Annotated in this window: 24 protein-coding genes and 1 tRNA gene; 17 read left to right on the plus strand and 8 right to left on the minus strand. The window is 64.0% G+C overall.

Annotation, left to right across the window (positions count from 1 at the left end):
* Positions 1-157: 157 nt before the first annotated feature.
* Positions 158-613 carry a GatB/YqeY domain-containing protein gene (locus tag LQG66_RS18320; RefSeq protein WP_231327845.1) on the minus strand — a complete coding sequence of 152 codons (456 nt, stop codon included), beginning with the start codon at positions 611-613 and terminating at the stop codon, positions 158-160.
* Between the two features lie 188 nt (positions 614-801).
* Here LQG66_RS18320 and carA point away from each other — a divergent pair, with 188 nt between their 5' ends.
* Both carA and LQG66_RS18330 read left to right on the plus strand, forming a co-directional pair.
* On the plus strand, positions 802-1,998 hold the full coding sequence (carA, locus tag LQG66_RS18325) for a glutamine-hydrolyzing carbamoyl-phosphate synthase small subunit (RefSeq protein ID WP_231327571.1): 1,197 nt from the start codon (positions 802-804) through the stop codon (positions 1,996-1,998).
* 134 nt (positions 1,999-2,132) lie between these two features.
* On the plus strand, positions 2,133-2,627 hold the full coding sequence (locus LQG66_RS18330; protein WP_231327572.1) for a PaaI family thioesterase: 495 nt from the start codon (positions 2,133-2,135) through the stop codon (positions 2,625-2,627).
* A 16-nt stretch (positions 2,628-2,643) separates the two neighbouring features.
* On the opposite strand, the gene LQG66_RS18335 is transcribed toward LQG66_RS18330, so the two are convergent.
* From LQG66_RS18335 to LQG66_RS18345, 3 genes are all read right to left on the minus strand, one after another.
* Positions 2,644-4,164, minus strand: a complete 1,521-nt coding sequence (locus tag LQG66_RS18335; protein ID WP_231327573.1) for an ABC transporter substrate-binding protein — start codon at positions 4,162-4,164, stop codon at positions 2,644-2,646.
* Between the two features lie 141 nt (positions 4,165-4,305).
* On the minus strand, positions 4,306-5,475 hold the full coding sequence (locus LQG66_RS18340) for an ROK family transcriptional regulator (RefSeq protein WP_231327574.1): 1,170 nt from the start codon (positions 5,473-5,475) through the stop codon (positions 4,306-4,308).
* A gap of 188 nt (positions 5,476-5,663) precedes the next feature.
* Positions 5,664-5,990, minus strand: coding sequence for an ArsR/SmtB family transcription factor (locus LQG66_RS18345; RefSeq protein WP_231327575.1), 327 nt, complete (start codon positions 5,988-5,990; stop codon positions 5,664-5,666).
* An 88-nt stretch (positions 5,991-6,078) separates the two neighbouring features.
* On the opposite strand from LQG66_RS18345, the gene LQG66_RS18350 reads away from it, so the two are divergent.
* Both LQG66_RS18350 and LQG66_RS18355 read left to right on the plus strand, forming a co-directional pair.
* Positions 6,079-6,501: a YeeE/YedE family protein gene (locus tag LQG66_RS18350; RefSeq protein ID WP_231327576.1), complete on the plus strand. Its 423-nt coding sequence runs from the start codon at positions 6,079-6,081 to the stop codon at positions 6,499-6,501.
* 7 nt (positions 6,502-6,508) lie between these two features.
* Positions 6,509-6,961 carry a DUF6691 family protein gene (locus tag LQG66_RS18355; RefSeq protein ID WP_231327577.1) on the plus strand — a complete coding sequence of 151 codons (453 nt, stop codon included), beginning with the start codon at positions 6,509-6,511 and terminating at the stop codon, positions 6,959-6,961.
* A gap of 300 nt (positions 6,962-7,261) precedes the next feature.
* Here LQG66_RS18355 and LQG66_RS18360 read toward each other — a convergent pair whose 3' ends face one another.
* Positions 7,262-7,789, minus strand: a complete 528-nt coding sequence (locus LQG66_RS18360; protein ID WP_231327578.1) for a Dps family protein — start codon at positions 7,787-7,789, stop codon at positions 7,262-7,264.
* A 110-nt stretch (positions 7,790-7,899) separates the two neighbouring features.
* Between LQG66_RS18360 and LQG66_RS18365 the strand changes: the two genes are divergently transcribed.
* A complete protein-coding gene (locus LQG66_RS18365) occupies positions 7,900-8,604 on the plus strand; it encodes a class I SAM-dependent methyltransferase (protein ID WP_231327579.1) in 705 nt (234 codons plus the stop codon).
* 87 nt (positions 8,605-8,691) lie between these two features.
* Positions 8,692-8,768, plus strand: a tRNA-OTHER gene (locus LQG66_RS18370).
* A gap of 42 nt (positions 8,769-8,810) precedes the next feature.
* Here LQG66_RS18370 and LQG66_RS18375 read toward each other — a convergent pair.
* Positions 8,811-9,179, minus strand: a complete 369-nt coding sequence (locus LQG66_RS18375) for an ArsR/SmtB family transcription factor (RefSeq protein ID WP_231327580.1) — start codon at positions 9,177-9,179, stop codon at positions 8,811-8,813.
* Positions 9,180-9,296: 117 nt separating this feature from the next.
* Between LQG66_RS18375 and LQG66_RS18380 the strand changes: the two genes are divergently transcribed.
* From LQG66_RS18380 to LQG66_RS18395, 4 genes are all read left to right on the plus strand, one after another.
* The gene (locus LQG66_RS18380) at positions 9,297-10,457 is read left to right on the plus strand and encodes an MFS transporter (protein ID WP_231327581.1); all 1,161 of its coding nucleotides are present in this window, start codon (positions 9,297-9,299) and stop codon (positions 10,455-10,457) included.
* Positions 10,458-10,609: 152 nt separating this feature from the next.
* Positions 10,610-14,074: a carbamoyl-phosphate synthase large subunit gene (carB, locus tag LQG66_RS18385; RefSeq protein ID WP_231327582.1), complete on the plus strand. Its 3,465-nt coding sequence runs from the start codon at positions 10,610-10,612 to the stop codon at positions 14,072-14,074.
* 208 nt (positions 14,075-14,282) lie between these two features.
* On the plus strand, positions 14,283-14,759 hold the full coding sequence (gene greA, locus LQG66_RS18390) for a transcription elongation factor GreA (protein ID WP_231327583.1): 477 nt from the start codon (positions 14,283-14,285) through the stop codon (positions 14,757-14,759).
* A gap of 243 nt (positions 14,760-15,002) precedes the next feature.
* A complete protein-coding gene (locus LQG66_RS18395; RefSeq protein WP_231327584.1) occupies positions 15,003-15,407 on the plus strand; it encodes a DoxX family protein in 405 nt (134 codons plus the stop codon).
* A gap of 127 nt (positions 15,408-15,534) precedes the next feature.
* Here LQG66_RS18395 and LQG66_RS18400 read toward each other — a convergent pair whose 3' ends face one another.
* Positions 15,535-16,014 carry an Lrp/AsnC family transcriptional regulator gene (locus tag LQG66_RS18400; protein WP_231327585.1) on the minus strand — a complete coding sequence of 160 codons (480 nt, stop codon included), beginning with the start codon at positions 16,012-16,014 and terminating at the stop codon, positions 15,535-15,537.
* Positions 16,015-16,298: 284 nt separating this feature from the next.
* On the opposite strand from LQG66_RS18400, the gene trxB reads away from it, so the two are divergent.
* The 4 genes from trxB to LQG66_RS37265 all read left to right on the plus strand — a co-directional run bounded on the left by trxB (position 16,299) and on the right by LQG66_RS37265 (position 19,950).
* Complete coding sequence (trxB, locus tag LQG66_RS18405; RefSeq protein WP_231327586.1) at positions 16,299-17,264, plus strand: thioredoxin-disulfide reductase; 966 nt, start codon at positions 16,299-16,301, stop codon at positions 17,262-17,264.
* Between the two features lie 7 nt (positions 17,265-17,271).
* The gene (locus LQG66_RS18410; protein WP_231327587.1) at positions 17,272-18,195 is read left to right on the plus strand and encodes a LysR family transcriptional regulator; all 924 of its coding nucleotides are present in this window, start codon (positions 17,272-17,274) and stop codon (positions 18,193-18,195) included.
* A gap of 486 nt (positions 18,196-18,681) precedes the next feature.
* The gene (locus tag LQG66_RS18415) at positions 18,682-19,605 is read left to right on the plus strand and encodes a 4-hydroxy-tetrahydrodipicolinate synthase family protein (protein WP_231327588.1); all 924 of its coding nucleotides are present in this window, start codon (positions 18,682-18,684) and stop codon (positions 19,603-19,605) included.
* A gap of 210 nt (positions 19,606-19,815) precedes the next feature.
* Positions 19,816-19,950, plus strand: coding sequence for a hypothetical protein (locus LQG66_RS37265; RefSeq protein WP_256460630.1), 135 nt, complete (start codon positions 19,816-19,818; stop codon positions 19,948-19,950).
* A gap of 115 nt (positions 19,951-20,065) precedes the next feature.
* On the opposite strand, the gene LQG66_RS18420 is transcribed toward LQG66_RS37265, so the two are convergent.
* Positions 20,066-20,743 carry a ParA family protein gene (locus tag LQG66_RS18420; RefSeq protein WP_231327589.1) on the minus strand — a complete coding sequence of 226 codons (678 nt, stop codon included), beginning with the start codon at positions 20,741-20,743 and terminating at the stop codon, positions 20,066-20,068.
* 1,070 nt (positions 20,744-21,813) lie between these two features.
* On the opposite strand from LQG66_RS18420, the gene LQG66_RS18425 reads away from it, so the two are divergent.
* The 3 genes from LQG66_RS18425 (at position 21,814) to LQG66_RS18435 (ending at position 25,933) form a co-directional block, all read left to right on the plus strand.
* Entirely contained in the window at positions 21,814-23,313 is a 1,500-nt protein-coding gene (locus LQG66_RS18425) for an AfsR/SARP family transcriptional regulator (protein WP_231327590.1), read from the plus strand.
* Between the two features lie 199 nt (positions 23,314-23,512).
* Complete coding sequence (locus tag LQG66_RS18430) at positions 23,513-24,769, plus strand: cytochrome P450 (RefSeq protein WP_231327591.1); 1,257 nt, start codon at positions 23,513-23,515, stop codon at positions 24,767-24,769.
* An 84-nt stretch (positions 24,770-24,853) separates the two neighbouring features.
* Entirely contained in the window at positions 24,854-25,933 is a 1,080-nt protein-coding gene (locus LQG66_RS18435; RefSeq protein WP_231327592.1) for a PEP/pyruvate-binding domain-containing protein, read from the plus strand.
* The last annotated feature ends 17 nt before the right edge of the window (positions 25,934-25,950 follow it).

Below are 25,950 nucleotides of genomic sequence, written 5' to 3' on the forward strand. Positions count from 1 at the left end.
GGATTGCATCGAAGATGCAATCCGGGTGAGGTGATACAGGTCTAACGACATGCATCACTGGCGTGGCTGCCCCTCACCCCAGCCCTCTCCCCGTAAGAACGGGGAGAGGAAGCACACCGCTCACGCGGCCAGTTCGTCGCGCATCAATCGGCGACCGTCAGCCGGACAGCGCCGCCTTCACCAGCGCGCTCGCCTTGGCAAAGTCCATCTGACCCGTGTACTTGGCCTTCAGCGCGGCGATGACCTTGCCCATGTCCTTCATCCCGGCAGCGCCGGTCTCGGCGACGGCGGTGGAGATGGCCGCCTTGACCTCGTCGTCGCTCATCTGCTTCGGCAGATAAGCCGAGATGACCGCGATCTCCGCGCGCTCGGCGGCGGCGAGCTCGGCGCGGCCGCCTTTCTCGTAGAGCTCGACCGATTCCTGGCGCTGCTTGATCATCTTCTGCAGCACGGCGAGGATGTCGGCGTCTTCGAGCGGCGGCTTGCCGTCTCCGCGCGCGGCGATGTCGGCATTCTTCAGGGTCGAATTGACCATGCGAAGGGTGGACAGCTTGCGCTCGTCCTTGGCCTTCATGGCCTCCTTGACCGCATTATTGATGTCGTCGCGCAGCATGGTCTCGTCCTCTCGAAAGATCGTTGGCGGTTGATCTAGGCCGTTCCCGATCGCGAAACAACCCGTTCTACATCCGTTCCAACCGCGGACGGTGTGGGCCATGTCAGCCGAAAACAAGCCGATCTCGCATGTGAATCCACCGGTTCCTGCTTTGACGCCGGCCGCCGGGGTCACTATGTAGGGGCCTCATGACACACATCGATACTGACACCGCCTGGCCGGACCATAAACCGACCGCGCTCCTCGTGCTCGCCGATGGAACGGTGCTGGAAGGCTACGGCCTCGGCGCCGAAGGCCACGCCGTGGGCGAGGTCTGCTTCAACACCGCAATGACCGGCTATGAGGAGATCCTGACCGATCCCTCCTATGCCGGCCAGCTCATCACCTTCACCTTCCCGCATATCGGCAATGTCGGCACCAACGACGAGGATATCGAGACGGTGAACATGGCGGCGACGCCGGGCGCGCGCGGCGTGATCCTGCGCACCGCGATCACCGAACCGTCGAACTACCGCGCCACCCGCCATCTCGACCAGTGGCTGCGCGCCCGCGGCATCATCGGCCTGTCGGGCATCGACACGCGGGCGCTGACCGCGCTGATCCGCTCCAAGGGCATGCCGAATGCCGTGATCGCCCATGCCAAGGACGGGCAGTTCGATCTCGACGCGTTGAAGAAGGAAGCGCGGGAGTGGCCGGGCCTCGAAGGCATGGACCTCGTGCCGATGGTCACCTCGGCCCAGCGCTTCACCTGGGACGAGACGCCCTGGGTCTGGAATGAAGGTTTCGGCCGGCAGACCAAGCCGGAATTCAACGTCGTCGCGATCGACTACGGCATCAAGCGCAACATCCTGCGCCTGCTCGCCGGTGTCGGCTGCAAGATCACGGTGGTGCCGGCGACGACCTCGGCCGAGGACATCATGGCCCTGAAGCCGGATGGGGTATTCCTGTCCAACGGCCCCGGCGATCCCGCGGCGACCGGCAAATATGCCGTGCCGGTCATTCAACAGGTGATCTCGTCGGGCACGCCGACCTTCGGCATCTGCCTCGGCCACCAGATGCTGGGGCTCGCCGTCGGCGCGAAGACGAAGAAGATGCACCAGGGTCATCACGGCGCCAATCATCCGGTGAAGGACGAGACCACGGGCAAGGTCGAGATCACCTCGATGAACCATGGCTTCGCGGTCGACCAGGACACGCTGCCGTCGGGCGCGACGCAGACCCACATCTCGCTGTTCGACGGCTCGAACTGCGGCATCGCGCTCGAGGGCAAGCCGGTGTTCTCGGTGCAGTACCACCCGGAAGCCTCGCCCGGCCCGCGCGACTCGCACTATCTGTTCCAGCGCTTTGCCGAGCTGATGCGCGAGAAGAAGCGCAGCGCGGCGTGAGCCCGGTCGGCTGATCGAGATCGAATGCCCGGGCCTCGTCCCGGGCATTTTTTTGGTCAGGCAGATCCGTCTCCGGGCTCGCCAGACGGCCGACGTCTGTATATGATGGTCATCATTCATTGGAGAACGCAGGCATGAACGACACGACCACGAGCGGAAGCGAATTCGGCGTGGTGCCGCTCTCAGTGCTGGCCTCGATGCCCGGTCTCGATTTCGTGCGCGGTGTTTTTGCCGGCACCCTGCCGCAGCCGCCGATCATGCAGACGGTCCAACCGTTCGACTGCACGGCGGAGGCCGGCCAGGTGGTCATGCACAGCGTGCCCGGCCTGCGCCACTACAACCCGATCGGCTCGGTGCATGGCGGCTACGCCGCGATCCTGCTCGACTCCGCCATGGGTCTCGCGGTGCAGACGATGTGCCCACAGGGCAGCGGCTACACCACGCTGGAGTTCAAGATCTCCTTCATCAAGGCCATGACCGAGACCACCGGCGCGGTGCGGACCGAGGGCAAGACGCTGTCGTTCGGACGCCGCGCCGCCACGGCGGAAGCGCGCATCACCGATACGCAGGGCCGCCTGCTGGCCCACGCGACGACGACCTGCCTGGTGTTCGAGCTGCCGAAGGCTTAGCTCGCTCGTTGTTGGCTCACTTGCGGGCCACGTTCCAGTAGACGGGAGCCGGCGGATTGAGAATCCCGGTCAGATCGGCGCGCGCTGCACGAGACTGGTAGGCCACTGCGATCGGGATATAGGGCACCGTCTGCGCAGCACGCAGCTGGATCCGCTCGGCCAGCGCCTTGCGCTCGGAGATGTCGGAGGAGTCGCCGAACGCGCCGCGCAGCTTTTCGATCTCTGCGTCGCACGGCCAGCCGAACCAGGCCTTGTCGCAATTCGATCGCAGCCCGAGATGGCTGATCGGCAGCATCATGTCGAGACCGCCGGGGCCGGAGATGAACACCGACCAGCCGCCCTGCGTCACCGGCTCCTTCTTGGTGCGACGGCTGACCACCGTCGCCCAGTCCATCGCCTGGACGTCGACCTTGAACCCGGCTGCCTTGAGCTGCTGCTCGGCGACCAGGCTCGCGGGGTGGATCTGCGCGTTCTCGGAGGCGTCGAGAATCGCCACCGGGGTGCCGTCATACCCGCCCTCGCGCAACAGCGTCCTGGCTTTCTCGAGATCGAACGACGGGAAGCCCGCTTCCGTATAGTAGGGCGATGAGCAGATGTAGAACGACTTGCACGCCGTGATGAGGCCGCCGTCACCGCCGCCCCAGGCATCGATAAAGTCCTGCGGATTGATGGCGAGGAGAGCGGCCTTGCGGATCGCGGGATTGTCGAACGGCGGCTGGATCGAGTTCAGGCGGATCTGCTGCGCCACGCCGATCTCGTCCTGATTGGACACGACGACGTTCCTGGCAGCCTTCGCGACCGGAACGAGATCGGTCGGAATGTCCTCGTCGATATCAAGCTCGCCCTTCTTCAGCGCATCGAGCGCCGTCTGCTGGTCCGGAATGATCAGCCATTCGACGCGATCGAACTTGACGACCTTGCCGCCCGCCAGTCCCGCCGGCGGCTCGGCCCGCGGCACGTAGTGCGGATTCTTGAGGAACACCAGCTTGGAGCCCGGCACCCATTCATCCTTCTTGAAGATGAAGGGGCCGGAGCCCGTCTGATCCGCGAGCGGCTGGCCCGCAGGAGTGCTGGCGATGAGCTTAGCCGGAACGATGAAGGGCACCGGCGCGCCCGGCTTGGCGAGCGCGTCGAGCACGAAGCCCCATGGCTCCGTCAGCGTCAGGCTGAAGGTCCTGGCGTCCACGACCTCCCACGACGCGCCATGGGCATTCAACATCTGCCCCATCGCATCGCTCTGGCTCCAGCGCTTGATCGAGGCGACGACGTCGTCGGACGTTACGCTCTGCCCGTCGCCGAACTTCAGCCCGTCACGCAGCTTGAAGGTCCACAGCTTGCGGTCTGCGGACGTGGTCCAGGTGTCGACCATCTGCGGCTTGACCTGGAGCTTGTCGTCGACCGTGAACAGCGTGTCGTAGATCATGTAACCGAAATTACGCGCGACCGAATCGGCGGCAATGGTCGGGTCGAGAACCTTGAGGTCTCCCGACGGCTTCACCTTCAGGACGGTTTCGGCGCTCGCGAGCGTGGCGGGCAAGGCGGCCGTCAGACAGAGCAGACAGCCTGCCAGGGCTTGGATGACCAGGGCTTTGATTATCAGGACTTTGATTATCAGGGCTTGGCTTAGTTTCATGTTCTCCCTCCCATATTGTCGGACGTGAAGAGCTGCCGACTTGTGTCAGTTCGAGATCGTCTCCCGTCCCGAAGCGCGACGTTCGCCGCTGCGCCGGATGAACGAGAAGGCGGCCAGCGCCAATCCTGAGACCGGTTCGCGCCCCAGGCTCGCATTGGAGAAGGTGAGCGCGATTCCATGCAGACCCCCCAGGCGCGACTGACCGATGGCGTCCATGATCAGCGCCCGATCCTCGGCTGGCAGAGCCGCCGGCCATCCCGCAATGACGACGTTGCGTTGGCGGTTCAGGTTGAGCGCGTTGCCGATCGCCAGACCCAGCCGGCCCAGGCGCGACCTGATCTCCGCCCGAGCCTTTGCGGAGATGCGATATTCGTGAGGCCAGCGATCTCCGTGGCCAATCAGGTCGCTTTCCTGCACCTCGAGAATGCCCGCGAGCGCAACGGTCGACACATAGGTTTCGAGGCAACCCACGTGCCCGCAGCGGCAGACGCCGCCGCGACGGTCGATCACGACGTGACCGATTTCGCAGGTTTCGACGTCACCGCTTTCCGCGAGCTCATCGACGATGGCCGCGCCGACGCCATGACCCACGAACACGAAGAAATACGAGCCGCCGATAAAGCCCGTGCCCATCCGCAGCCGATGCCCCACGGCGCGCGCGACCATCGAGTTGGTCAAGCACACCGGCGTGTCCGGCAGCTTGCGCTGCAGGACATCGGACAGCCTGGCGGCATCGAGCGCAATGATGGGACTGGCGCGCAGGTCGGGATCGTAGCCGGGAATCGAGACGGCCAATTGCTCCAGGGTGATGCCGCGCTGCGCGGCCCAGGCCGCGAGGTCGCAGATCGCGCGTGTCGCCGTCGCCTCGACCTCAGCAGCCCCGAGACCGTCCGGCAGGTCGTACCGCACCGAATAGAGCGTTTCACCCGCCAGCGTGCCGACGGCGGAATACAGGCAATTGTTGGAAATCTCGATCGCGGCAACGGAGAGATCGTTGCTCAGCGCGATGAAGAGGCTGGGACCGCCGCGGTATGGCGCCGCCCGCCGCGTCTCCTGGATGACGCCCTCGGCTTTCAGATCACCAATGATGCGTGAGATGCTGGCTTCGGTGAGTGCAACCCCCTGCGCCAGTTCGGGCCTGAAGGACCCGCCGGAGCACCAGAGATAGCCGAGGATCGCAGATCTCGTATCGCGCCGACTACGAATGAGCCGCACACCCTCCTCCCGCGTCATTCTTACTTATTGTAACGATGCTAGCCAGCGACGACGCGGGTGTCAACCGGTCGGCTTTCCGTGCGGCGAAGATGAGAGGCTTGTCGCGGCAAAGGCGCCGCCGCGCCATTGCGACGCTGGGAAGGATATTCTCGTGGTCTCGCGGACCGGAGCCGCCTGCCGCCCTCTGATCAGGCGCAGTACAGCCGATACAGCGTCTGCAGGATTTCGCGGACTTCGTGGCTCGCCAGTCGATAGTAGATGGTCTGGCCCTCGCGCCGCGTCGCGACCAGGTCGAGCGCCCGCATCATGGCGAGATGTTGCGACAACGCCGCCTGTCGCAGGCCGACCTGCTCGGCCAGCTCGCCCACGGCGCGTTCGCCTTCGATCAGGTTGCAGAGCACCATGAGCCGCTTCGGGTTGGCCATGGCCGTGAGCAGGCGCGCGGCCTCTTCCGCTTTGTCTTCGAGGCCTGCCACCGAGGCGGCTTTGGCGTTGCGCGCGACCCGAGCTGTCATGATTGTTACTTTATGAAGTTCGCATATAAGAAATAATGCATACGCTACTTGATTGCAACCGGCTGAATTTTCAAGGAATCAGCGCGAGATGATCACAGAGTCTACAGCCCTTACCGCGCTCGCTGGCGGCGCTCTCATTGGTGTCGCAGCGGTCATGCTGATGGGCCTGACCGGGCGGATCGCCGGCGTGAGTGGAATTGCCGCGCAGATGCTGCCGCCCTGGGACGGTGCGGTCGCCGGCCGGTTCGCTTTCGTGGCCGGGCTGGTCGTCGCGACACTGGTGGTTCGCGTCACGACGGGAAGCCTGCCGCCGCTCACGCTCGAGGCCGGCCCGATCGCCCTCGTTGCAGCCGGGCTACTGGTCGGCTTCGGCGCGGTCTGGGGCAACGGCTGCACCTCCGGTCATGGCGTCTGCGGCATCGCCAGCCTGTCACCGCGATCGATTGTCGCCACGCTGGTGTTCATGGCCACCGCGGTCGCGACGACCTTCCTCGTCCGGCATGTGATGTGAGGCGGCCATGACCGTTTTGATCCAGTTCATTGTCGGCATCGTGTTCGGGCTCGGGCTATTGCTGTCCGGCATGTCAAACCCCGAGAAGGTGTTGAACTTCCTCGATCTCGCCGCGATCCGCACCGGCGGCTGGGACCCCAGCCTCATTCTCGTGATGGCCGGGGCCGTGGGTGTCACCCTCGCGGGCTTCCGGCTCGTCTTCCGGCGCCAGCGTCCTCTTCTCGGCGACCGCTTCCACCTGCCGCCCCCGCCGACCCTGGATTGGCGGATCGCAACGGGTCCTGCCGTCTTCGGTATCGGCTGGGGTTTGGCGGGCATCTGCCCAGGCCCGGCCTTCGTGGCGCTCGGCTATGGCTCGCCCGCGATCGTCCTATTCGTAGTTGCCATGATGATTGGAATCGCCGCAGCCCGCATGCTCGCGAGCCGCCAGCCGTCGCTCACCGCGGCCCTCCCGGAATGATGACGATGAGCGATCCGACGGAGGTCCAAATATCCGACAACCGGTCGACCTGTCGTTGAAGCTCGACGTCAGGTCTCGATCCGGCCGCCAACACCGTCAGCGATGATGCCGAGCTCGCGCCCGGCTCGTTGTTTGGCTCGGGAGGCGGATGCACGTTGGACCTCATCGGCGGCGGCCGACATCACCTCCCGCCGATGTATGGCGAAGAGCCGGCCCGTCCGGGCGGACCGGCTCTTCGAATAGCAGCGCGCAGAGGCGCCGTCGATCGTGGCGCGTCAGCGTTGACGCCCGACCGCGCAATTACGCCGCGTTGCTGCCTTCCTGGCGGCTAGCCTCGAACAGGAACCAAGTGCGGCGTTCGGTCTCATCGATGAAGGTTTCGAGCAGACCGGCGGTCGCGGGATCATCATTGTCGTCGCAGAGCCCGTGGGCTTTGCGCATCGCCGCCGCGATGTGCTTGTTGTCCTCCATCAACTCCCGCAGCATCTCACGCGGCGGGACATACTCCTCGTTGTTGTCCTTGATGGTCTGCAGCTTGCTGATCTGACTGATCGATTTCAACGTGGTGCCACCGAGCTTGCGCACCCGCTCGGCGAGCTGGTCCGTGGTGGCGAAGATCGCGTCCGATTGCTCGTCCAGCATCTCGTGGTAGTCGTGAAAATGCCGGCCGCTGACGTGCCAATGGAAATTCTTGGTCTTGAGATAGAGCGCAAAGGCATCGGCCAGCAACGTGTTCAGCGCTGCCGAAATCTTGTTCACGGCGTCCGGCGACAGATCGGTCGGGGTATCGAGCTCGGGTGCGGTCTTGTCGGTCTTTGCTTTACTCACGGCTTAACCTTCCTGTTAGAAGCAGCAATGGACACGGGTGATCGGACCCGTTAACGCTCGCTCACCTCTCCAGTTCCATTCAAGGAACTGTGTTCGCCGGAACCTGCGCCATGGACGACTGGATCGACTATTACGATTCAACGCACACGATCTATGCGAGCAAGTTGCATCGCGACCTGCACTTCCAGGTGATTGCGCGCGACATCGTCAGCTATATTCCGTCGCCGGATGCGGTCGTGCTCGACTATTCCTGCGGCGAGGCGCTATCCGCAGCCAAGGTTGCCGAATCCTGCATGACGCTGATCCTGGCCGAGCCGGCACCGGGCGTGCGCGGCCGGCTGATCGCGCGCTTTGCCCCCAGCACCAAGATCCGCGTGCGCGCGCTCGACGAATTGCGCAGCATGCAGGAGGGGTCGATCGACCTCGTCATCATGAACTCGGTCGCGCAATACATGACGGAAACCGAGTTCGATGCGGCGCTCGCCGTAATCCGGCGACTGCTGAAGCCCTCGGGAAAATTCGTTCTCGGCGACATCCTGCGCCCTGAGGTCGGCATGGCCAGGGACGTGCTCGCATTGCTGATCTTCGCTGGGCGCAACGGCTTCCTCAAGGACGCGCTGGTCGGGCTGGTGGCGACCGCCCTGTCCGATTACCGGCAATTGCGGACCAAGGTGGGCCTCCAGCGCTACAGCGAGGCCGACATCATGGCCAAGCTTGGGAAGACCGGCTTCAGCGCCGTCCGGGCGCCGAAAAATATCGGCTACAATCCCTGGCGCATGACCTTCGTGGCGAGACCCGTCGTCAGCGGAGCTTGAAGCAGAAGACCGGCATATCCGGCAATACAATTAGGGTTAACTGCAACACGCGCTGGCTCACACGACCGTGAGAGGTAAGATCGCCTCGGCCCGGTGGCGGAAGCTACGACGCGAAGAGCGGTGCAACGCTCTTGAACCTGGTTCAAGTCCAGGCCGGGCCTCCAATCTCCGCAGCGCCCCGTCGCGTGCCTGCCTGAATCCAGAACTCATCCCTCCGTCACGATCTCGCAATCCGGCAGTTGTAGCCGCTCGGCATCCCGCGCCGCGGCCGACATGATGGCGTCCAACAGGCCTGGAAAACGCGCCTCCAGATCATCCCGCCGCAGCTGCATGAAGCGCGTCGTCCCGGCGATGCGGGTCCGGATCAGTCCCGCCTCGCGCAACCTGGCAAAGTGATAGGCGAGATTCGACTTGCCACTCAGCGCGTTGAAGTCGCCACAGCGCATTTCGGCCGCGGCCTGGTCCTGCTTGGCCAGACTATAGACGATCGAGAGCCGGATCGGATCACTCAGACAATCCAGCAGCAGGGGCAGTTCGATCTGGTCACGGGTCGGATGGTGCGGAGCTCTGCTCATGGCAAGATCATAGGGTGTGGCCCGCTCAGCCACAATGTTCAATATTTATTGAACCAATTGACAAGCAGCTACCGTCGATCAATAGTTCAACGAATATTGAACTTTGTGAGGATCGCGATGCGGGTGTTCTGGCTTGCCTTGGCGACTTTTGCGATCGGGACCGAGGCCTTCGTGATCGCAGGTCTGCTGCCGGCGATCTCGGCCGATCTCGGCATCTCCGCCGCAGCCGCCGGACAATTGGTGACCGCCTATTCGCTGGCCTATGCGATCGGCTCGCCGGTGTTGGCGGTGCTGCTCAACAATGTCGACCGCAAGACGGCGCTGGTCCTGGCCCTGTCGGTGTTCATCGTCAGCAACCTGTTCGCCGTCATCGCCCCAAGCTTTCCGCTGCTGATGGTCTCACGCGTGCTGATGGCACTGGGGGCGGGGCTCTGTACGCCGACAGCGATCGGGGTTGCGGTTGCGATTTCTGCGCCGGAGCGGCGCGGCCGCGCGGTCGCGCTCGTCACGTCCGGACTGACGGTGGCCACCGTCATCGGCGTGCCGCTCGGGACCATTGTGGGCAATCAAGTCTCGTGGCGGGCGACCTTCGTGCTCGTCGCAGCGCTTGGCGCCCTGGCTTTGGCGGGCGTGCTGCTGCGCCTGCCCCGCAACCTGCCGACGGCAACCGCGAGCTTTGCGGACCGCCTCGCCGTCGCTCGCCACGAATCCGTCGTCTACGCGGTCGTGACGACGACGTTCTGGGCAATCGGCGGCCTCACCGTGTTCACCTATCTCACGGTTCCCCTGCAGCGCATCGGCTTCAGTGCGAGCGAGATCAGCATGGCGCTCCTGGTATTCGGCTCCGCCGCCGCGGTCGGAAACATGCTCGGCGGTCACCTCGCCGACCGGCTCGGGCCGGTTCCGACGATGGCGATGGCCCTTGCCGGCATGGCGACGGCACTGGTGCTGCTGTCGGCGACGCTGAAGACGGTCGGCCCCGATCAGAGCCGCTATCTCGTGCTGTTCCCGATCTTCGCTTGGGGGATCTGTGGCTGGAGCTTCTTTCCGGCCCAGGCGGCGAGCCTGATCCGGATCGAGCCCCAGGCCGCAACGGTCGCGCTGTCGCTCAATTCCTCCTTCATGTATCTCGGCTTCGCGATCGGCGGCGCGCTCGGTGGGATCGTGCTCTCAAGCTCCGCCCCCGCCGATCTCGGCTGGGTCGGTGGCCTCAGTGTCGCGGCCGGCCTTGCGGTGCTCGGCCTGCGCCGCCGGCGGGAGCGGCTCAAACTGGCGTAAAATTGCCCGTTGATGGAGGTGTAAGGCCCTTTTCGCTCAGCGGAAACTGGTCTAAGAACCGGCCGCGCGCGAGGACTGATCGCGCCTTGGCCTTAGGGGACGCGCGATACGCGCGCCCTTTTTTTGTGCCCAATTCCAGCCCGTGAGCTTGAATGCCGAAACGAACCGACATCTCGACCATCCTGATCATTGGCGCCGGTCCGATCGTGATCGGCCAGGCCTGCGAATTCGACTATTCCGGTACGCAGGCCGTGAAGGCGCTGAAGGAGGAGGGCTATCGCGTCGTCCTCGTCAATTCCAATCCGGCCACGATCATGACGGACCCGGAATTGGCCGACGCGACCTACATCGAGCCCATCACCCCGGAGATCGTCGCCAGGATCATCGAGAAGGAACGCCACGTCATCCCCGGCGGCTTTGCGCTGCTGCCGACCATGGGCGGGCAGACCGCGCTGAACTGCGCGCTGTCGCTGCGCCGGCAAGGCACGCTGGAGAAGTTCGACGTCGAGATGATCGGCGCCACGGCGGATGCGATCGACAAGGCCGAAGACCGTCAGCTGTTCCGCAACGCGATGGAGAAGATCGGGCTGCAGACGCCGAAGTCGCGGCTCGCCAACGCCTCGGCGCTGAAGAAGCAGTACCGCGACAAATATCACGCCGAGCGCGACAAGCTCGCCGGTGCCGAGCGCGACGAGCTCGACCGGCAATGGACCCTCGGCGAAAACGAGCGGCGCAAGCGTTACCAGGAGCATGCGCTCGGCCAGGCGTTGATGGCGCTGTCCGAGATCGGCCTTCCGGCGATCATCCGCCCGTCCTTCACCATGGGCGGCACCGGCGGCGGTATCGCCTACAACAAGGAAGAATATCTCGACATCATCGAACGTGGTCTCGACGCCTCCCCCACCAACGAAGTGCTGATCGAGGAATCAGTGCTCGGATGGAAGGAGTACGAGATGGAGGTGGTCCGCGACAAAAAGGACAACTGCATCATCGTCTGCTCGATCGAGAACCTCGATCCGATGGGCGTGCATACCGGCGATTCGATCACCGTCGCGCCGGCGCTGACGCTGACGGACAAGGAATACCAGATCATGCGCGACGCCTCGCTGGCGGTGCTGCGCGAGATCGGGGTGGAGACCGGCGGCTCCAACGTACAGTTCGGCGTCAACCCGGCCGACGGCCGCATGGTCGTGATCGAGATGAATCCGCGCGTGTCGCGCTCCTCGGCGCTGGCCTCCAAGGCGACCGGCTTCCCGATCGCCAAGGTCGCGGCCAAGCTCGCGATCGGCTACACGCTGGACGAGATCGCCAACGACATCACCGGCGGCGCCACCCCGGCGTCTTTCGAGCCGACCATCGATTACGTGGTCACCAAGATCCCGCGCTTTGCGTTTGAGAAATTCCCGGGCGCGTCGACCACGCTGACGACGTCGATGAAATCGGTCGGCGAGGTCATGGCGATCGGCCGGACCTTCCAGGAGAGTCTGCAGAAGGCGCTGCGCGGTTTGGAGACCGGCCTGACCGGTCTCGACGAGATCGAGATCGATGGCCTCGGCCGCGGCGACGACAAGAACGCAATCCGCGCAGCACTGGGCACACCGACGCCGAACCGCCTCCTGCAGGTAGCGCAGGCGATGCGACTCGGCTGGTCGGACGAAGAGATCTTCAATTCCTGCAAGATCGACCGCTGGTTCCTTTCGCAGATGCGCAGCATCGTCGAGATGGAAGACAAGGTGCGCCGGTATGGCCTGCCGCCGAACGCCACCGGAATGCGCACGCTGAAGGCGATGGGCTTCTCCGATGCGCGGCTCGCGGTGCTTGCCAACACCACCGAGGCCGAAATTGCCGCCCAACGGCATGCGCTCGGCGTGCGCCCGGCGTTCAAGCGTATCGACACCTGCGCCGCCGAATTCGCCTCTCCCACGGCCTATATGTATTCGAGCTACGAGACGCCGTTCGCAGGCAACCTCGCCGATGAAAGCGCGCCGTCGGACAAGAAGAAGGTGATCATCCTGGGCGGCGGGCCGAACCGGATCGGCCAGGGCATCGAGTTCGACTATTGCTGCTGCCATGCCTGTTTCGCGCTGGCCGACGCCGGCTACGAGACCATCATGATCAACTGCAATCCGGAGACGGTGTCGACCGACTACGACACCGCGGACCGGCTGTATTTCGAGCCGTTGACGGCCGAGGACGTGCTGGAGATCATTGCCACCGAGCGCAAGAACGGGACCGTGCACGGCGTGATCGTGCAGTTCGGAGGCCAGACGCCGCTGAAGCTCGCCCGCGCGCTGGAGGCAGCCGACGTGCCGATCCTCGGCACGTCGCCGGAAGCCATCGACCTCGCCGAGGACCGCGACCGCTTCAAGCGCATCCTTGACAAGCTGCGCCTGAAGCAGCCGAAGAACGGCATCGCCTATTCGGTCGAGCAGGCCCGGCTGGTCGCGGCCGATCTCGGCCTCCCGCTCGTCGTGCGTCCGTCCTACGTGCTCGGCGGCCGTGCCATGCAGATCATCCGCGAGGACAATCAGCTTGGCGACTATCTGCTCGGCACGCTGCCGGAACTCGTGCCGGCCGACGTCAAGGCGCGCTATCCGAACGACAAGACCGGGCAGATCAACACGGTGCTCGGCAAGAACCCGCTGCTGTTCGACCGCTATCTGTCCGACGCCACCGAGATCGACGTCGACTGCCTCTCCGACGGCAAGGACACCTTCATCGTCGGCATCATGGAGCATATCGAGGAGGCCGGCATCCACTCCGGCGACTCCGCCTGCTCACTGCCGCCGCATTCGCTCGACGAGGCCACCATCGCCGAGCTGGAGCGACAGACCCGCGAGCTCGCGCTCGGCCTCGACGTGGTCGGGCTGATGAACGTGCAATATGCGATCAAGGATGGCACGATCTATGTGCTCGAGGTCAATCCGCGCGCCTCGCGCACGGTGCCCTTCGTCGCCAAGGTGGTCGGCACGCCGGTCGCCAAGATCGCGGCGCGAATCATGGCCGGCGAGAAGCTCGCGGATTTCGGCCTCAAGAAGCGCAACCTCAAGCATGTCGGCGTCAAGGAATCCGTCTTCCCCTTCGCCCGCTTCCCCGGCGTCGACACCGTGCTCGGCCCGGAGATGCGCTCCACCGGCGAGGTGATGGGCATCGACCGTTCGTTTGCGGTGGCCTTTGCCAAGAGCCAGCTCGGCGGCGGAACACGGGTGCCGCGCAAGGGCACGGTGTTCGTGTCGGTGCGCGAGAGCGACAAAGCCCGCATCACCGAGGTGGTGCGGATGCTGCACGCACTCGGCTTCAAGGTGGTCGCGACCTCCGGTACCCAGCGCTTTCTGACCGATCAGGGCGTGCCGACCGAGAAGATCAACAAGGTGCTGGAAGGGCGGCCCCACATCGTGGACGCCATCACCAACGGCGACATCCAGCTGGTCTTCAACACGACCGAAGGTCCCCAGGCCCTGGCGGACAGCCGCTCGCTGCGGCGCGCTGCCCTCTTGCATAAAGTGCCGTATTACACCACTCTTTCGGGTGCCGTTGCGGCCGCACAAGGTATCCGCGCCTATCTCGGCGGGGACCTTGAGGTTCGCACCCTGCAGAGTTACTTTTCCGAAAACTAATCGCGACCAGCGGGCGAACGCACGCTAAGCGATTGGCAACAATCGGCAATAAAGCCTCTCGGCAGGAACTCGCCGCGCCGTTCGATGTTGTACCGGCCTTCGACGGGCCGGCGATCTGCCTTTCAGACTTTGCTTTGAGCGGCAAAGACCTATTGTGAACATGCTGATCGTGCGCGCCGTTGCCCGCGCGACTGAAGGACGAGAAGAGATGGTGGAAAAGGTTCCCATGACTTCGATGGGCTACGCCGCGCTGGAGATCGAACTGAAGCAGCGTCAGTCGGTGGACCGTCCGCGCATCATCGAACACATTGCCGAAGCGCGCGCGCATGGCGACCTGTCTGAGAACGCCGAGTATCACGCCGCCAAGGAAGAGCAGTCGCACAATGAGGGCCGCATCGCCGAGATCGAGGACAAGCTCGCGCGCGCCGACGTGATCGACGTCACCAAGCTGTCGGGCGATACGATCAAGTTCGGCGCGACCGTGACCCTGATCGACGAGGACACTGAGAAGAAGGCGGTCTGGCAGATTGTCGGCGAGGTCGAAGCGGACGCCAAGAAGGGCAAGATCTCGATCACCTCCCCCCTCGGGCGCGCCCTGATCGGCAAGAAGAAGGGCACGTCTGTCGAGGTCATGGCCCCGGGCGGTGCGAAGTCCTACGAGATTGCCAAGGTCGAGTGGCGCTGAGCGCGCGCGCTGCCGATCTCTGCCGAAAGGCCGCGCCTCCTGCGCGGCCTTTTTTATTGTCGCGTTCATCGTCACGGCGCGCTTGCGCGGCGCAACTAGCGATTGCCAGCAGCCACATATGGCTGCAATGCGGCGAGAACACGCGTAATTCATCTGTTGCGGCACCGCCTTCCGGTGACGCAGTTCCGCTATTGCGCTAGCAATTGCGATACTGTCTCAAGTTTGAACATGGGGGATGACTACATGGAGCATATGCTTTCCAGATATCAGCCGCTGGCGCTGAGCCTGTTCCGCTTCATCACGGGCCTGCTGCTGTTTCAGTACGGCGTGGCGAAGATCTTCAAATTTCCGGCGATCCCGTACTTCGCCAACGTGCCGCCATTGATCTATACCGCGGGCCTGATCGAGCTCGTGCTCGGCGCCCTGCTGCTGGCTGGCCTGTTTACCCGTCCCGTCGCTTTCATCCTCGCCGGCGAAATGGCCTCGGCCTATTTCCTCGGCCACATGTTCAAGACGGGCGAGCCGGTGTGGCTGCCGCTCCTGAACAATGGCACCGCTGCGATCGCGTTCTGCTTCTCCTGCCTGTACCTCGCGACGGCGGGCGGCGGCCCGATCAGCCTCGACGCGATGCTGCGGAAGAAGATGTGATTCGCGCTTTTTCCATTGCCGTTCCGGGGTGAAGCGACCGCACCGCCCCCGGAATCTAGAACTTGCTCTACGATCTCGAGATTCCGGGTTCAGCACCTTGCGGGGCTGCCCCGGAATAGCGGCCAGATCAGCTCCGCGCTTTCACGTCGAGCGGCACTGCGGCCTCGTATTTCGAATTGTGCAGCACCAGCGAGGTGCGGACATTGCGCACGTGCGGCGCCGCGGTGAGGTGCGTCACGAACTCCTGGAACGTCGCCATGTCCGGCGCCACGCATCTCAAGATGAAGTCGACCTCGCCGGACAGCATCCAGCATTCCCGCACCAGGGGCTCGGCCCGAACGAACTCCTCGAACGCCTTGAGATCGGCATCGGCCTGGCTCGACAGGTGGACCGACGCGAAAACAGTCACATCGAAACCGAGCTTGCGTGGATCGAGCAGACCCCGGTAGCCGGTGATGTAGCCCTCCTCCTCCAGCGTCCGCACCCGCCGCAGGCAAGGCGGCGGCGAAATGCCGACCCGCTTGGCGAGTTCGACATTGGTTATCCTGCCATCGGCTTGGATCTCGCTCAGGATTTTGAGATCGATCTCATCAAGATTCTTGGACACTGGAATTGCGGGGGCTGGCGGGAACGGGCGGAGGCGCGGCCCCCGGAGCGGATGGCAACTCTCTTAGCGCAGGCCGGTTGGTTTGCGCAATTTTATTACTTTAGATTTCCCCTGTTGACCTCGTCGTGAAGGGAAAATTCGCCGAGATGCGTTGCAATTCTTGCATGGCTGGCCAGATGGCTTAGACTTCGATTTGACATTTTCGATGGGGCATCGGGGCGTTTCTCTGCGCATTCCGCTCGCTGCGTCGCAAATCTCCCCCTTTCGAGCGAGTTACCGTCCCTATGCAAGCTCCGATCCATGCCAAAGTCGTCATCGTCGGGTCAGGCCCTGCAGGCTACACCGCCGCGATCTACGCGGCACGAGCGATGCTGGAACCGGTGCTGATCCAGGGCATCCAGCCGGGCGGGCAGCTCACCATCACGACCGACGTCGAGAACTATCCGGGCTTCGCCGACGTCATCCAGGGTCCGTGGCTGATGGAGCAGATGGAGAAGCAGGCCATCCATGTCGGCACGAAGATCAAGACCGACCTGGTGACCAAGCTGGAACTTGGACAACGTCCGTTCCGCCTGACCTGCGATTCCGGCGACGTCTATCTTGCGGAGACGGTGATCCTGGCGACCGGTGCCCAGGCGCGCTGGCTCGGCCTTCCGTCGGAGGAGACGTTCAAGGGCTTCGGCGTCTCGGCTTGTGCCACCTGCGACGGCTTCTTCTATCGCGGCAAGGAGGTCGTCGTGGTCGGCGGCGGCAATACCGCGGTCGAGGAAGCGCTGTTCCTGACCAATTTTGCGTCGACGGTGACGGTCGTGCATCGCCGCGATCATTTCCGCGCCGAGCGAATCCTGCAGGAGCGCCTGTTCAAGCACCCCAAGATCAAGGTCGTATGGGACAGCGCGCTGGACGAGATCTGTGGCGCCAGCGCGCCGTCGAAGGTCACGCATGTCCGGCTCAAGAACGTCAAGACGGGCGCGGTATCCGAGCTGCCAGCCGACGGAGTGTTCGTTGCGATCGGCCATGCGCCGGCAACGGAGCTGGTTGCCGGCCAGCTGAAATTGAAACCTTCCGGTTACGTCGAGGTGGTGCCGGGGTCCACTGCGACCTCCGTTCCCGGGGTGTTCGCCGCCGGCGACGTCGCCGACGAAACCTATCGGCAGGCGGTCACCGCCGCCGGCATGGGCTGCATGGCCGCCCTCGAAGCCGAACGCTTCCTCGCCCACGCCGCGAGCGAACGCGCCGCTGCGGAATGAACTCACGATGCCACGATCACGGGATGGATTTACGGATATGGATTGGGACAAGCTGAAGGTGTTTCACGCAGCGGCGGAAGCGGGCAGCTTCACGCATGCCGGGGAGCAGCTCGGGCTGTCGCAATCGGCGGTGTCGCGACAGGTCAGCGCCCTCGAACAGGAGCTCGCCGTCTCGCTGTTCCATCGCCATGCGCGCGGCCTGATCCTGACCGAGCAAGGCGACCTCTTGTTCCGGACCGCGCATGACGTCTTCATGCAGCTGCAGGCGGCGCGCGCCAAACTGACCGACAGCCGCGAACGGCCGAGCGGTGACCTGAAGGTGACGACCACGCCGGGCGTCGGCATCAACTGGCTGATCCCCAGACTCGGCGAGTTCACCTCGCTCTATCCGGAGATCAGGATCACACTGATCGTCACCGACGAGGAGCTCGACCTCTCGATGCGCGAGGCCGACGTTGCGATCCGCACCCGCAAGCCGACCCAACCCGACCTGATCCAGCGCAAGCTGTTCGCGATGGGCTTCCATGCCTACTGCTCGCCCGAATACATCAAGCGGTTCGGTACGCCACGGACCCTCGACGAGCTCGACGATCACCGCATCATCACGCTGGCCGACGGCCAGGTGGCCCCGCATCTGCAGAACCGCAACTGGCTGGTCGAAGCCGGCCGCAACGGCTCCGGTCCGCGCGAAGCCTATTTCAGGGTCAACAACATCTTGGGCCTCGTGCGGGCCTGTCAGCAGGGTCTCGGCATCGCCGCGCTGCCCGATTACCTCGTCGAGGAAAATAGCCGTCTGGTGCAGCTGTTCGGCGAATCGGACTCCATTCAGCTCGACACCTACTTCGTCTATCCCGAGGAATTGAAGACGGTCGCGCGCGTTCAGGTGTTCCGTGACTTTGTCGTGAGCAAAGCCCAGCGCTGGCCGGCCTGACCTTGTCATCTCACCAGTGTGATCTGACATTGTGCATGTCTGACATGCGGCTTGCATGGTTGCCGCAATGCTGCTCCGAAGCTCATACTGCAGCCGTGCTGAGCGTTGGCGTTGCGCATTGTCCCCCTCCTCCAGTGGCGCAAGCGCTCAGAAATCCCTCTTGAAGGTGATCCCTCTTGAAGGTGATTGTGTCGGCCGCGTTGGCCAGTACCTCCAGCCGGGCTCTTTGGGCCCGGCTATTTTTTTGTCCAACTATTTCTTGCGCCGGCGCGGCGCGGCGTTGACAGCCCGCCTCACACCGCGCATGTAGGATCATGTCCACATCGTCGCACGCCAAGCTGTCGTCGAAAAAAGCTCCCCTCCCGGGGACATGTGGACGCGCGCGCTAGAATCTTCGGAATTCACCGCCGCATCACCAAGCCCCGCCGCAAGGACGGGGCTTTTTTTGCGTCTCGTCTCCGGCAATCACACCCAAGGAGATGGACCATGACCGACCCTCGCGCACAACTGCACGGCCTCTGGCTGCCGCTGATCACCCCCTTTTCAGATGGCGCGCTCGACGAACCATCCTTGCGCAAGCTGGTCCGGCACTACGCGGCTCAGCCGATCGACGGATTCGTGCTGGGCGCAACGTCGGGTGAAGGACTGGCATTGTCGTGGGACGAACGCCTGCGGCTGGTCAGTGCGGTGCGCACCGAGCTCGAGGCGGTCGGGCGGCCGCTGCCGATCTGCCTCGGCCTCGCCGGGGCTGCAACCTCCGATCTCATCGATGCGCTCGAGCGGACCGCATCATGGCCGATCGACCTCTATCTGATCTCGAGCCCGCCTTACGTCCGTCCATCACAACGCGGCCTGCTCGCTCATTTCCTGGCGCTGGCCGACCGCGCCGCTCATCCGATCGTGCTCTACAACATCCCCTATCGCTCGGCCGTCGGGCTCGACAACGAGACCCTGCTGCAGCTCGCCGAACATCCGGCGATCGTCGGGCTCAAGGATTGCTGCGCCAACCGCATGCAGACGCGGGATCTCATCACACGCCGTCCACCCGGCTTTCGCATCCTGACCGGCGAAGACGCCCAGAGCTTCGACGCCCTGCAGGCCGGTGCCGACGGCGCCATCCTGCTCTCGGCTCATGTGGAGACCGAAACGTTCGCTTCGATTCTCCAGCACGTAAAGGCAGGCCGACACGACGCTGCGGCAGCGTGCTGGGCACAGGTCGAAGATCTCACGCGGCTGTTGTTTACCGAGCCGAGCCCGGCGCCGGCCAAGTACTGGCTGGCTCGGACCGGCGTGATCGCAAGCGCGCAGGTGCGGCTGCCAATGGTGGAGGTCAGCACCGAGCTCGCTGCCCGGCTGGATCAGGAGATCGAACGCCGTGTGCAGCGGGAGGTGCAGCCTCGCGTCGCCTGATCCGAACGCGATCGTCGGCTCCATCTCGCCCCTTGACCCGATCGGGAGCGGCGAAGGCAGAGCCGGCGGCGCTGGCTGCGCAGGCGAGGACCGAAACCCCCGTGGTTAATCCGGGCTAACGGACGCAACCAAAATGCACCGCAGTCCGCAGCCAGCTTCTTAAAGACATTCCGCTATCGATGTTGAAAACGTTGAGAACGCGGGGACGTCGTGGCTTTGCAGGATCATCCATACCCTGACCAGCAGGGATTCAGCGTCGAGGACATCGTCTGGGCGGTCGGGATCTGGTCCGTGATCCTGACCCTGACGCCGGCAATCGCCATCTATCTTCTGATGATCGCCTGACCCCGCCGCGCGATCTGGAAGGCCTAATCATGCTCCAATTCGACCGGTTGACGGACCGGCCGAACACGACGAACGCGCGGAACCCCGCGCGTGCATGCTGATCCCCGTGCTGAGATCAGGCTGCCTGCTTGTGCATGGCGCCATTGGCCGACACCGTGCCGCGAATCGCCCTTACCGAACGCTCGATCGCAGCCCACAGCCGGGCGATCTCGGCAGCCGCACGGCCTTCCGCATAATATTCGCGCACGCCTTCGCCCTGTCCCAGCGCCATCAGAAGATCCGCACGATTGGTGATCTGTCCGCCCCACACCGGTGCCTTGAATTTCGCCAGCGCCTCGCGAGCGATGGTGACGATCGGGCTCTCGGCATCGTCGCGGCGCGCCGGCGCGCCATTGAGCACGACCGCGTAGGGCTTGCGCGCGGCACGGCAGGTCTGGATGGTTTCCTGAACCGCGTTGACGTCGAACACACCGGGACGGGCCGGAATGATGACCATGGTCGCGTTCTTGATCGCATCCTCGACGACGGCCGAAATGGTCGGCGGCGTATCGATCAGCACCCACTCAACGCCGTCGCGGCGCGCGGCGGACACGATTGCGCTCACCGAGTTCACGGCCGTCTTGATCGGCGGCTCGTTGGTGCCGCGCAGCTTGTGCCACAGCGTCAGCGACCCCTGAGGGTCGGCATCGATCAGCAGACAGGACTTGCTCGACTTGATCTGCGCGGCGAGATGGGCGGCCAGGGTGCTCTTGCCTGATCCGCCCTTACGCGAAGCGAAAACAATAACGTTCATACCTTGGCCTCCAGATTGACCCCGGCAGCGAAAATGAATCAGCGCGCTGATTCGCGGAAGATAAATTTAGCGATCATTAAGGCGTAACCCCTGATTGCTGAAACGCATTGGTTTTTGAGTCACACCGAGACGAGGAAAACGGCGGATCAGGCCGCATTGTTCGACAACATCCGGTCATGCCCGATCGCGTTTGCATGTTGAGGCTGCGCAAACGACGCGCGAACCGAACTGGTCCGCTCATCGAGCTCTTTCGAGTGCTGCCTGATGCGGCAAGATGAATCACTCGGTCGCGTCCGGGCGGCCTGCTCTCCTGGTCTCACCCGCACGCGTGGTCGCCGACTTCTTTGCGACAGCGGGACGGATGCTCATCGGCCTGTCCACGCGCCCGGAACTCGCGGCTTCGCGCGGCTGTGGTCCGAACTGGGCGCGACACGGCGGTGACAGCTCCGCCTTGCGACGAACCATGCAGGCAGTCACGCGATCGACATCTGGAATGTCGGAACTACAAAGCCGGAAGGCATCGCCCGTGCACGCCTGCTCCTGCTCGGCGGTATAGGCGGATGCTACTCCGGGCACTAACAGCGCAGCTGTCGCGACCAGCACAGCGGCGACGCCTGAACCGAAGCCTACCCCCCTCATGGTTTCCTCCCCTCGCTACCGCAAATGTGATTGAAGGAGGCGGGATTCGCAAGCTGGCGCTCAACGTCGGAAGTTCTATCAAGCCGCGCCGCGTTCGCTCGCGAATTTGAAGCCGAAGACAATGCCGGCGATATATCCGTTGAAATACGGGGGGCATGATTGCGCCCGCGCGATGCAATCAGCGTCGTGCACACGACGTCGAACGATCAGACGTGCCGCATGCCGCGGCTCCAGGGCCAACTCGCGATGCCCACATGCAGCTCGAGCTCGCGATCAGGATGGAAATGCAGCTGTCGAGAACGAGGGCGGCAACCACTTCAAGGTTCGTGAGGAATGCTTGCGAAACAAGGCCTTGCATGTTTCGGACGGCCGCTCTTAGACTACCGCTCGTCTGCCGCCTCCAATGATGAGGTTGGAGCGGGTGAGTGCTCATGGCCGAGAACAGTAGTGTCAACCTCGCGCTATTCGCGACGCAGCAAAAACTGCTCTTTGCGGACTTCTTCAAGCTTTACCAGACCGTTGCACGACCCCGCCGGATCTTCGTGATCGCGGCAGACGCAAACGCGGTCGCGCGCGTCGAGAAGCTCGGACGACGCATCAACAAGACCGGATTCGTGGAGGGCAAGAGCTTCGTCGAGATGGCACTGCTGCGGGTGCCGATCTCGTTTCGCGACGTCGCAAGCCGAATCGAGAAGTGGGTGTCGCCAACCCGCGATGAAGGACCGGCCCTGCTCGTCGTGGACATGAGCTGGGGCCTGGAGACCAACTCGGCGACAGCGAATTTTGAGGGCTGGCCCGCACTTGCGGAAGCGCTCGCCCAGCAGTCAGAGCTCTCGATCGCCTCGCTCTATAACCGTCGGGTGCTGATCGACGAGCAGCTGCTCGTCGCGCTGCGCGGCCATCCGCAAATTCTCACCAGCAGCGGACTGGTCAGCAACCCGCATTGGCTCCCGTCGCGACTGCAGACGCGCGGCGCGCTGCGCGAGCAGGTGGATTTCTGGCTCGGCGCGATCGCGCCGGAGCTGCGGATCGGCACATCGGCGGCGGCCCTGCACGCGGCCGAAGGCGCCGACCCGATGTGGCTGCTGCGCCGATCGGCGGAGGAGCCCGGCACTGTTTATCTCGACAGCCGCGACCGCTGGAAGATCCGCTGTTTCGGACGCTTGCGGATCTATCGCAACGACGGCAGCCAAGTGAACTGGGACCCGCCGGGCGGCGCGACCCGCAAGACCAAGACGCTGTTCGCCTATCTGCTGCAAAAGGGCGGCCACGGCGCCGGTACCGATGAACTCGCCGATCTGCTCTGGCCCAACGCCGACGACATCGAGGCTGCGCGTAACCGCCTCTATCACACCGTGCGCTATCTTCGGCTGGCGCTCGGCCAGTCCGACCGACGCGACGGCGGCCGCAACTACGTCCGGCGCGAGGGCTCGCGCTACGTGCTGGTGCCGCCGGAGCGCAGCTGGCTCGACATCTCGACCTTCGAGCAGCTGTGCCGCCAGTCCCAGGGACACATCAAGGCCGGCGCCAGCGACGAGGCGCTGATCTGCCTGCAGGCGGCGGATCGTCTCTACACCGGAGACCTGTTCGAAGACATTCCGGTCGAGTACGCCGATGATGGCGAGCGCGACTGGTGCTGGAGCAAGCGCTACTGGCTGCGCGATATGTTCTTCAAGGTACAGCGCGACGCGGCGCGCATCTATCTCGAACGCAGCGACTACTCGGCCGCGCTCGCGCATTGCCAGAAGGCGCTCGCGATTGATCCCTTGTGCGAGATGGCGCATGCCGAGGCGATGCAGGTGTTCAAGGCGCAAGGACGGCGCGAGGCGATCGACCGCCAGTTCAAGCTCTATCTCGACTCGCTCAAGCATTTCGACAACCGGCCGAAGAGCGCCTCGCTTCAGGAGCTGCATCGCAAGCTGACGGCTTGAGAACGCTCGTTCGCCACGAGCCAAAGCTGGTCGGTGCACGACCTGCCCGGCGAACACGGCGCAACGGCACAACCCTCGGCAAATTCTACATTTTCTTCAAAATTATCATAGAGTTACAAGCTAAAGAAAACCCAAAGGCCGCCGCTTAGAGTGAGCCCATAACAATGTCGCCGTCGAGAGCGGCGAATGGGAGGACGACATGCCAGGTTCGGCAGCTCAGCTGGCGCGGTGTCCCTATGGCGACGCCGCAAAAGACTTCGATCCCTTCGAGATGCGCGATCCGTTCCCGTTCTACGAATGGGCGCGCGCTGAGGCACCGGTCTTCTTCTCCAACGAGCTGAAATATTACGTCGTCGCGCGCCACGCCGACATCAAGGCGGTGTTCGAAGACTGGCGCACGTTCTCATCGGAGAATGCACAGGCGCCGCTTCGCCCGATGTGCGACGAAGGCAAGCGCATCATGCGCGAGGGCGGCTTCACCGCCTATTCCGGCCTGTCGGCCCGCGTGCCGCCAGATCACACCCGCATCCGCAAGCTCGTCCAGGGCTGCTTCGGACCGCGCCGGTTCAGGGCGATCGAGCCGGAGATCAAGGCGATCGTCAACCAGGCGATCGATGCCTTTGCCGATCGCGGACATGCCGACTTCTTCCGCGAATTCGCCTATGACGTCCCGGCGCTGGTGCTGTTCAAGCTGGTCGGCATCCCCAACATGGACGTGCCGCGCGTGAAGTCATGGGCGGTGAGCCGCGCGCTGCTGACCTGGGGCGACCTCAGCGACGACGAGCAGGTCGAGCATGCGCGCAACATGGTCGAATACTGGAACTACTGCCGCGAGCTCGTTCGCCTGCGCCACGACGATCCGACCGACGATCTTCCGGGTGATCTGGTCCGGCTGCAGAAGGAGGGCGCCGAGATCAGCGACGAGGAAATCGCCGGCGTTCTCTACAGCGCGCTGTTCGCCGGCCATGAGACCACGACGACGCTGATGGCCAACGGCATGCGCGAGCTGCTGCAGCGGCGCGAGAACTGGGAAGCCATCATCGCGGAGCCCCAGCTCATTCCGAATGCGGTCGAGGAATCGCTGCGCTTCAGCCCATCCATCGTGGCCTGGCGCCGGCGTGCCCTGAAGGACGCCCAGATCGGCGGTGTGCCGGTGCCGAAGGACTCCAACATCCTCCTGCTGATCGGCTCCGCCAATCGCGACGAGTCCGTGTTCTCCGAGCCGACCCGCTTCGACGTCCGGCGCACCGACGCAAGAAGCCATCTGGCCTTCGGCTACGGCATCCACACCTGCGTCGGACAACAACTCGCCCGCATTGAGTTCGCGATCGCGCTCGGCGAGCTGACACGCAGGCTTCCGGGCCTCCGGCTGGCTGCGGATCAGACCATCGACTTCGTTCACAACATCTCGTTTCGCGTGCCGACCACGCTTCGGATCGAATGGGACGTCACCTGACGCGACACGTTCGTCAGCAGGACGCGTTTCACAAGCAACAACAAGTCCGGAATCGATCCGGACCACAAGGTGGGGAACAGACGCATGGGCGCCAACGCAGCCGCATCTTTCATCGTGCCGTTCGAAGCCGCACGCGAAGACGACTTCCCGAGGATCGGCGGAAAATGCGCAAGCCTGGCGCGCATGATCGCACAAGGCGTGCGCGTGCCGGCGGGATTTGCGGTCGCGACCGACGCCTACGCCTTGCATCTTCGAAGCAACGGGCTCGAGGCGACGATCAGTGAGCGCCTGTCGCGGATCGTGCTCGACGATGTCGACGACGAAGAGAAGCTTTCGCACGAGATCCGCGACGCAATCATCGCGCAGCCGATGCCGGGCTCGGTCGAGCAGTCGATCCGCGAGGCCTATCGCCGGATGTCGCCCGACGGCCAATTGCCGGTCGCGGTGCGCTCGTCGGCAACAGCGGAAGACCTGCCCGATGCCAGCTTTGCCGGCCAGCAGGACACCTATCTCTGGGTGGTCGGCGAGGACATCGTGGTCGAGAAGGTCAAGGCGTGCTGGGCCAGCCTGTTCAATGCCCGCGCGATCTCCTATCGCGCCGAGAACGGGCTCGGCCAGATCGACGTGCTGATGTCGGTCGGCGTCCAGAAGATGGTCAATGCCACCGCCGCGGGCGTGGCGATGACGCTGGATCCCATCAATGGCGACCGCACCAAGATCGTGATCGATTCCGCCTTCGGGCTCGGCGAGCCCGTGGTCTCCGGCGAAATTACGCCGGATAATTTTGTCGTCGAGAAGGTGCTTCTCCAGGTGATCAAACAACGGATCGCCGAGAAGGATTTCGAGCTCGTCGCTGATCGCGCCGAGCGCCGCACGGTCGAGCGCGTGATCGCGCCGGAACGTCGCACCCTGCCCTCCCTGACCAACGCGCAGGTCCTCGCCGTCGCCAGGCTCGCCAAGTCGCTCGAGCGCAGCATGGGCTGCCCACAGGACGTCGAATGGGCGATCGATGCCGATCTCCCCGAGGACGAGAATCTCGTCGCGCTGCAGAGCCGGCCGGAAACCGTCTGGAGCCGGAAGAAGAAGCAAACGAGCGCGATCTATGAAACCGGGATCGCGGGCGTGCTGGGAACGCTGCTGGCCCCGGTTCAGGCCAAGCGGTGAGCATCACCTAATGAACA

It is taken from the genome of Bradyrhizobium ontarionense (genome assembly GCF_021088345.1).
In the GTDB taxonomy this organism is placed as follows: Bacteria; Pseudomonadota; Alphaproteobacteria; order Rhizobiales; family Xanthobacteraceae; genus Bradyrhizobium; species Bradyrhizobium ontarionense.

What these genes read in the sequence shown, in the direction of transcription:
- LQG66_RS18320 (WP_231327845.1), bottom strand. Translation starts at nt 613, where the DNA reads ATGCTGCGCGACGACATCAATAATGCGGTCAAGGAGGCCATGAAGGCC.
- carA (WP_231327571.1), top strand. Translation starts at nt 802, where the DNA reads ATGACACACATCGATACTGACACCGCCTGGCCGGACCATAAACCGACC.
- LQG66_RS18330 (WP_231327572.1), top strand. Translation starts at nt 2,133, where the DNA reads ATGAACGACACGACCACGAGCGGAAGCGAATTCGGCGTGGTGCCGCTC.
- LQG66_RS18345 (WP_231327575.1), bottom strand. Translation starts at nt 5,990, where the DNA reads ATGACAGCTCGGGTCGCGCGCAACGCCAAAGCCGCCTCGGTGGCAGGC.
- LQG66_RS18350 (WP_231327576.1), top strand. Translation starts at nt 6,079, where the DNA reads ATGATCACAGAGTCTACAGCCCTTACCGCGCTCGCTGGCGGCGCTCTC.
- LQG66_RS18355 (WP_231327577.1), top strand. Translation starts at nt 6,509, where the DNA reads ATGACCGTTTTGATCCAGTTCATTGTCGGCATCGTGTTCGGGCTCGGG.
- LQG66_RS18365 (WP_231327579.1), top strand. Translation starts at nt 7,900, where the DNA reads ATGGACGACTGGATCGACTATTACGATTCAACGCACACGATCTATGCG.
- LQG66_RS18375 (WP_231327580.1), bottom strand. Translation starts at nt 9,179, where the DNA reads ATGAGCAGAGCTCCGCACCATCCGACCCGTGACCAGATCGAACTGCCC.
- LQG66_RS18380 (WP_231327581.1), top strand. Translation starts at nt 9,297, where the DNA reads ATGCGGGTGTTCTGGCTTGCCTTGGCGACTTTTGCGATCGGGACCGAG.
- carB (WP_231327582.1), top strand. Translation starts at nt 10,610, where the DNA reads ATGCCGAAACGAACCGACATCTCGACCATCCTGATCATTGGCGCCGGT.
- greA (WP_231327583.1), top strand. Translation starts at nt 14,283, where the DNA reads ATGGTGGAAAAGGTTCCCATGACTTCGATGGGCTACGCCGCGCTGGAG.
- LQG66_RS18395 (WP_231327584.1), top strand. Translation starts at nt 15,003, where the DNA reads ATGGAGCATATGCTTTCCAGATATCAGCCGCTGGCGCTGAGCCTGTTC.
- trxB (WP_231327586.1), top strand. Translation starts at nt 16,299, where the DNA reads ATGCAAGCTCCGATCCATGCCAAAGTCGTCATCGTCGGGTCAGGCCCT.
- LQG66_RS18410 (WP_231327587.1), top strand. Translation starts at nt 17,272, where the DNA reads ATGCCACGATCACGGGATGGATTTACGGATATGGATTGGGACAAGCTG.
- LQG66_RS18415 (WP_231327588.1), top strand. Translation starts at nt 18,682, where the DNA reads ATGACCGACCCTCGCGCACAACTGCACGGCCTCTGGCTGCCGCTGATC.
- LQG66_RS18420 (WP_231327589.1), bottom strand. Translation starts at nt 20,743, where the DNA reads ATGAACGTTATTGTTTTCGCTTCGCGTAAGGGCGGATCAGGCAAGAGC.
- LQG66_RS18425 (WP_231327590.1), top strand. Translation starts at nt 21,814, where the DNA reads ATGGCCGAGAACAGTAGTGTCAACCTCGCGCTATTCGCGACGCAGCAA.
- LQG66_RS18430 (WP_231327591.1), top strand. Translation starts at nt 23,513, where the DNA reads ATGCCAGGTTCGGCAGCTCAGCTGGCGCGGTGTCCCTATGGCGACGCC.
- LQG66_RS18435 (WP_231327592.1), top strand. Translation starts at nt 24,854, where the DNA reads ATGGGCGCCAACGCAGCCGCATCTTTCATCGTGCCGTTCGAAGCCGCA.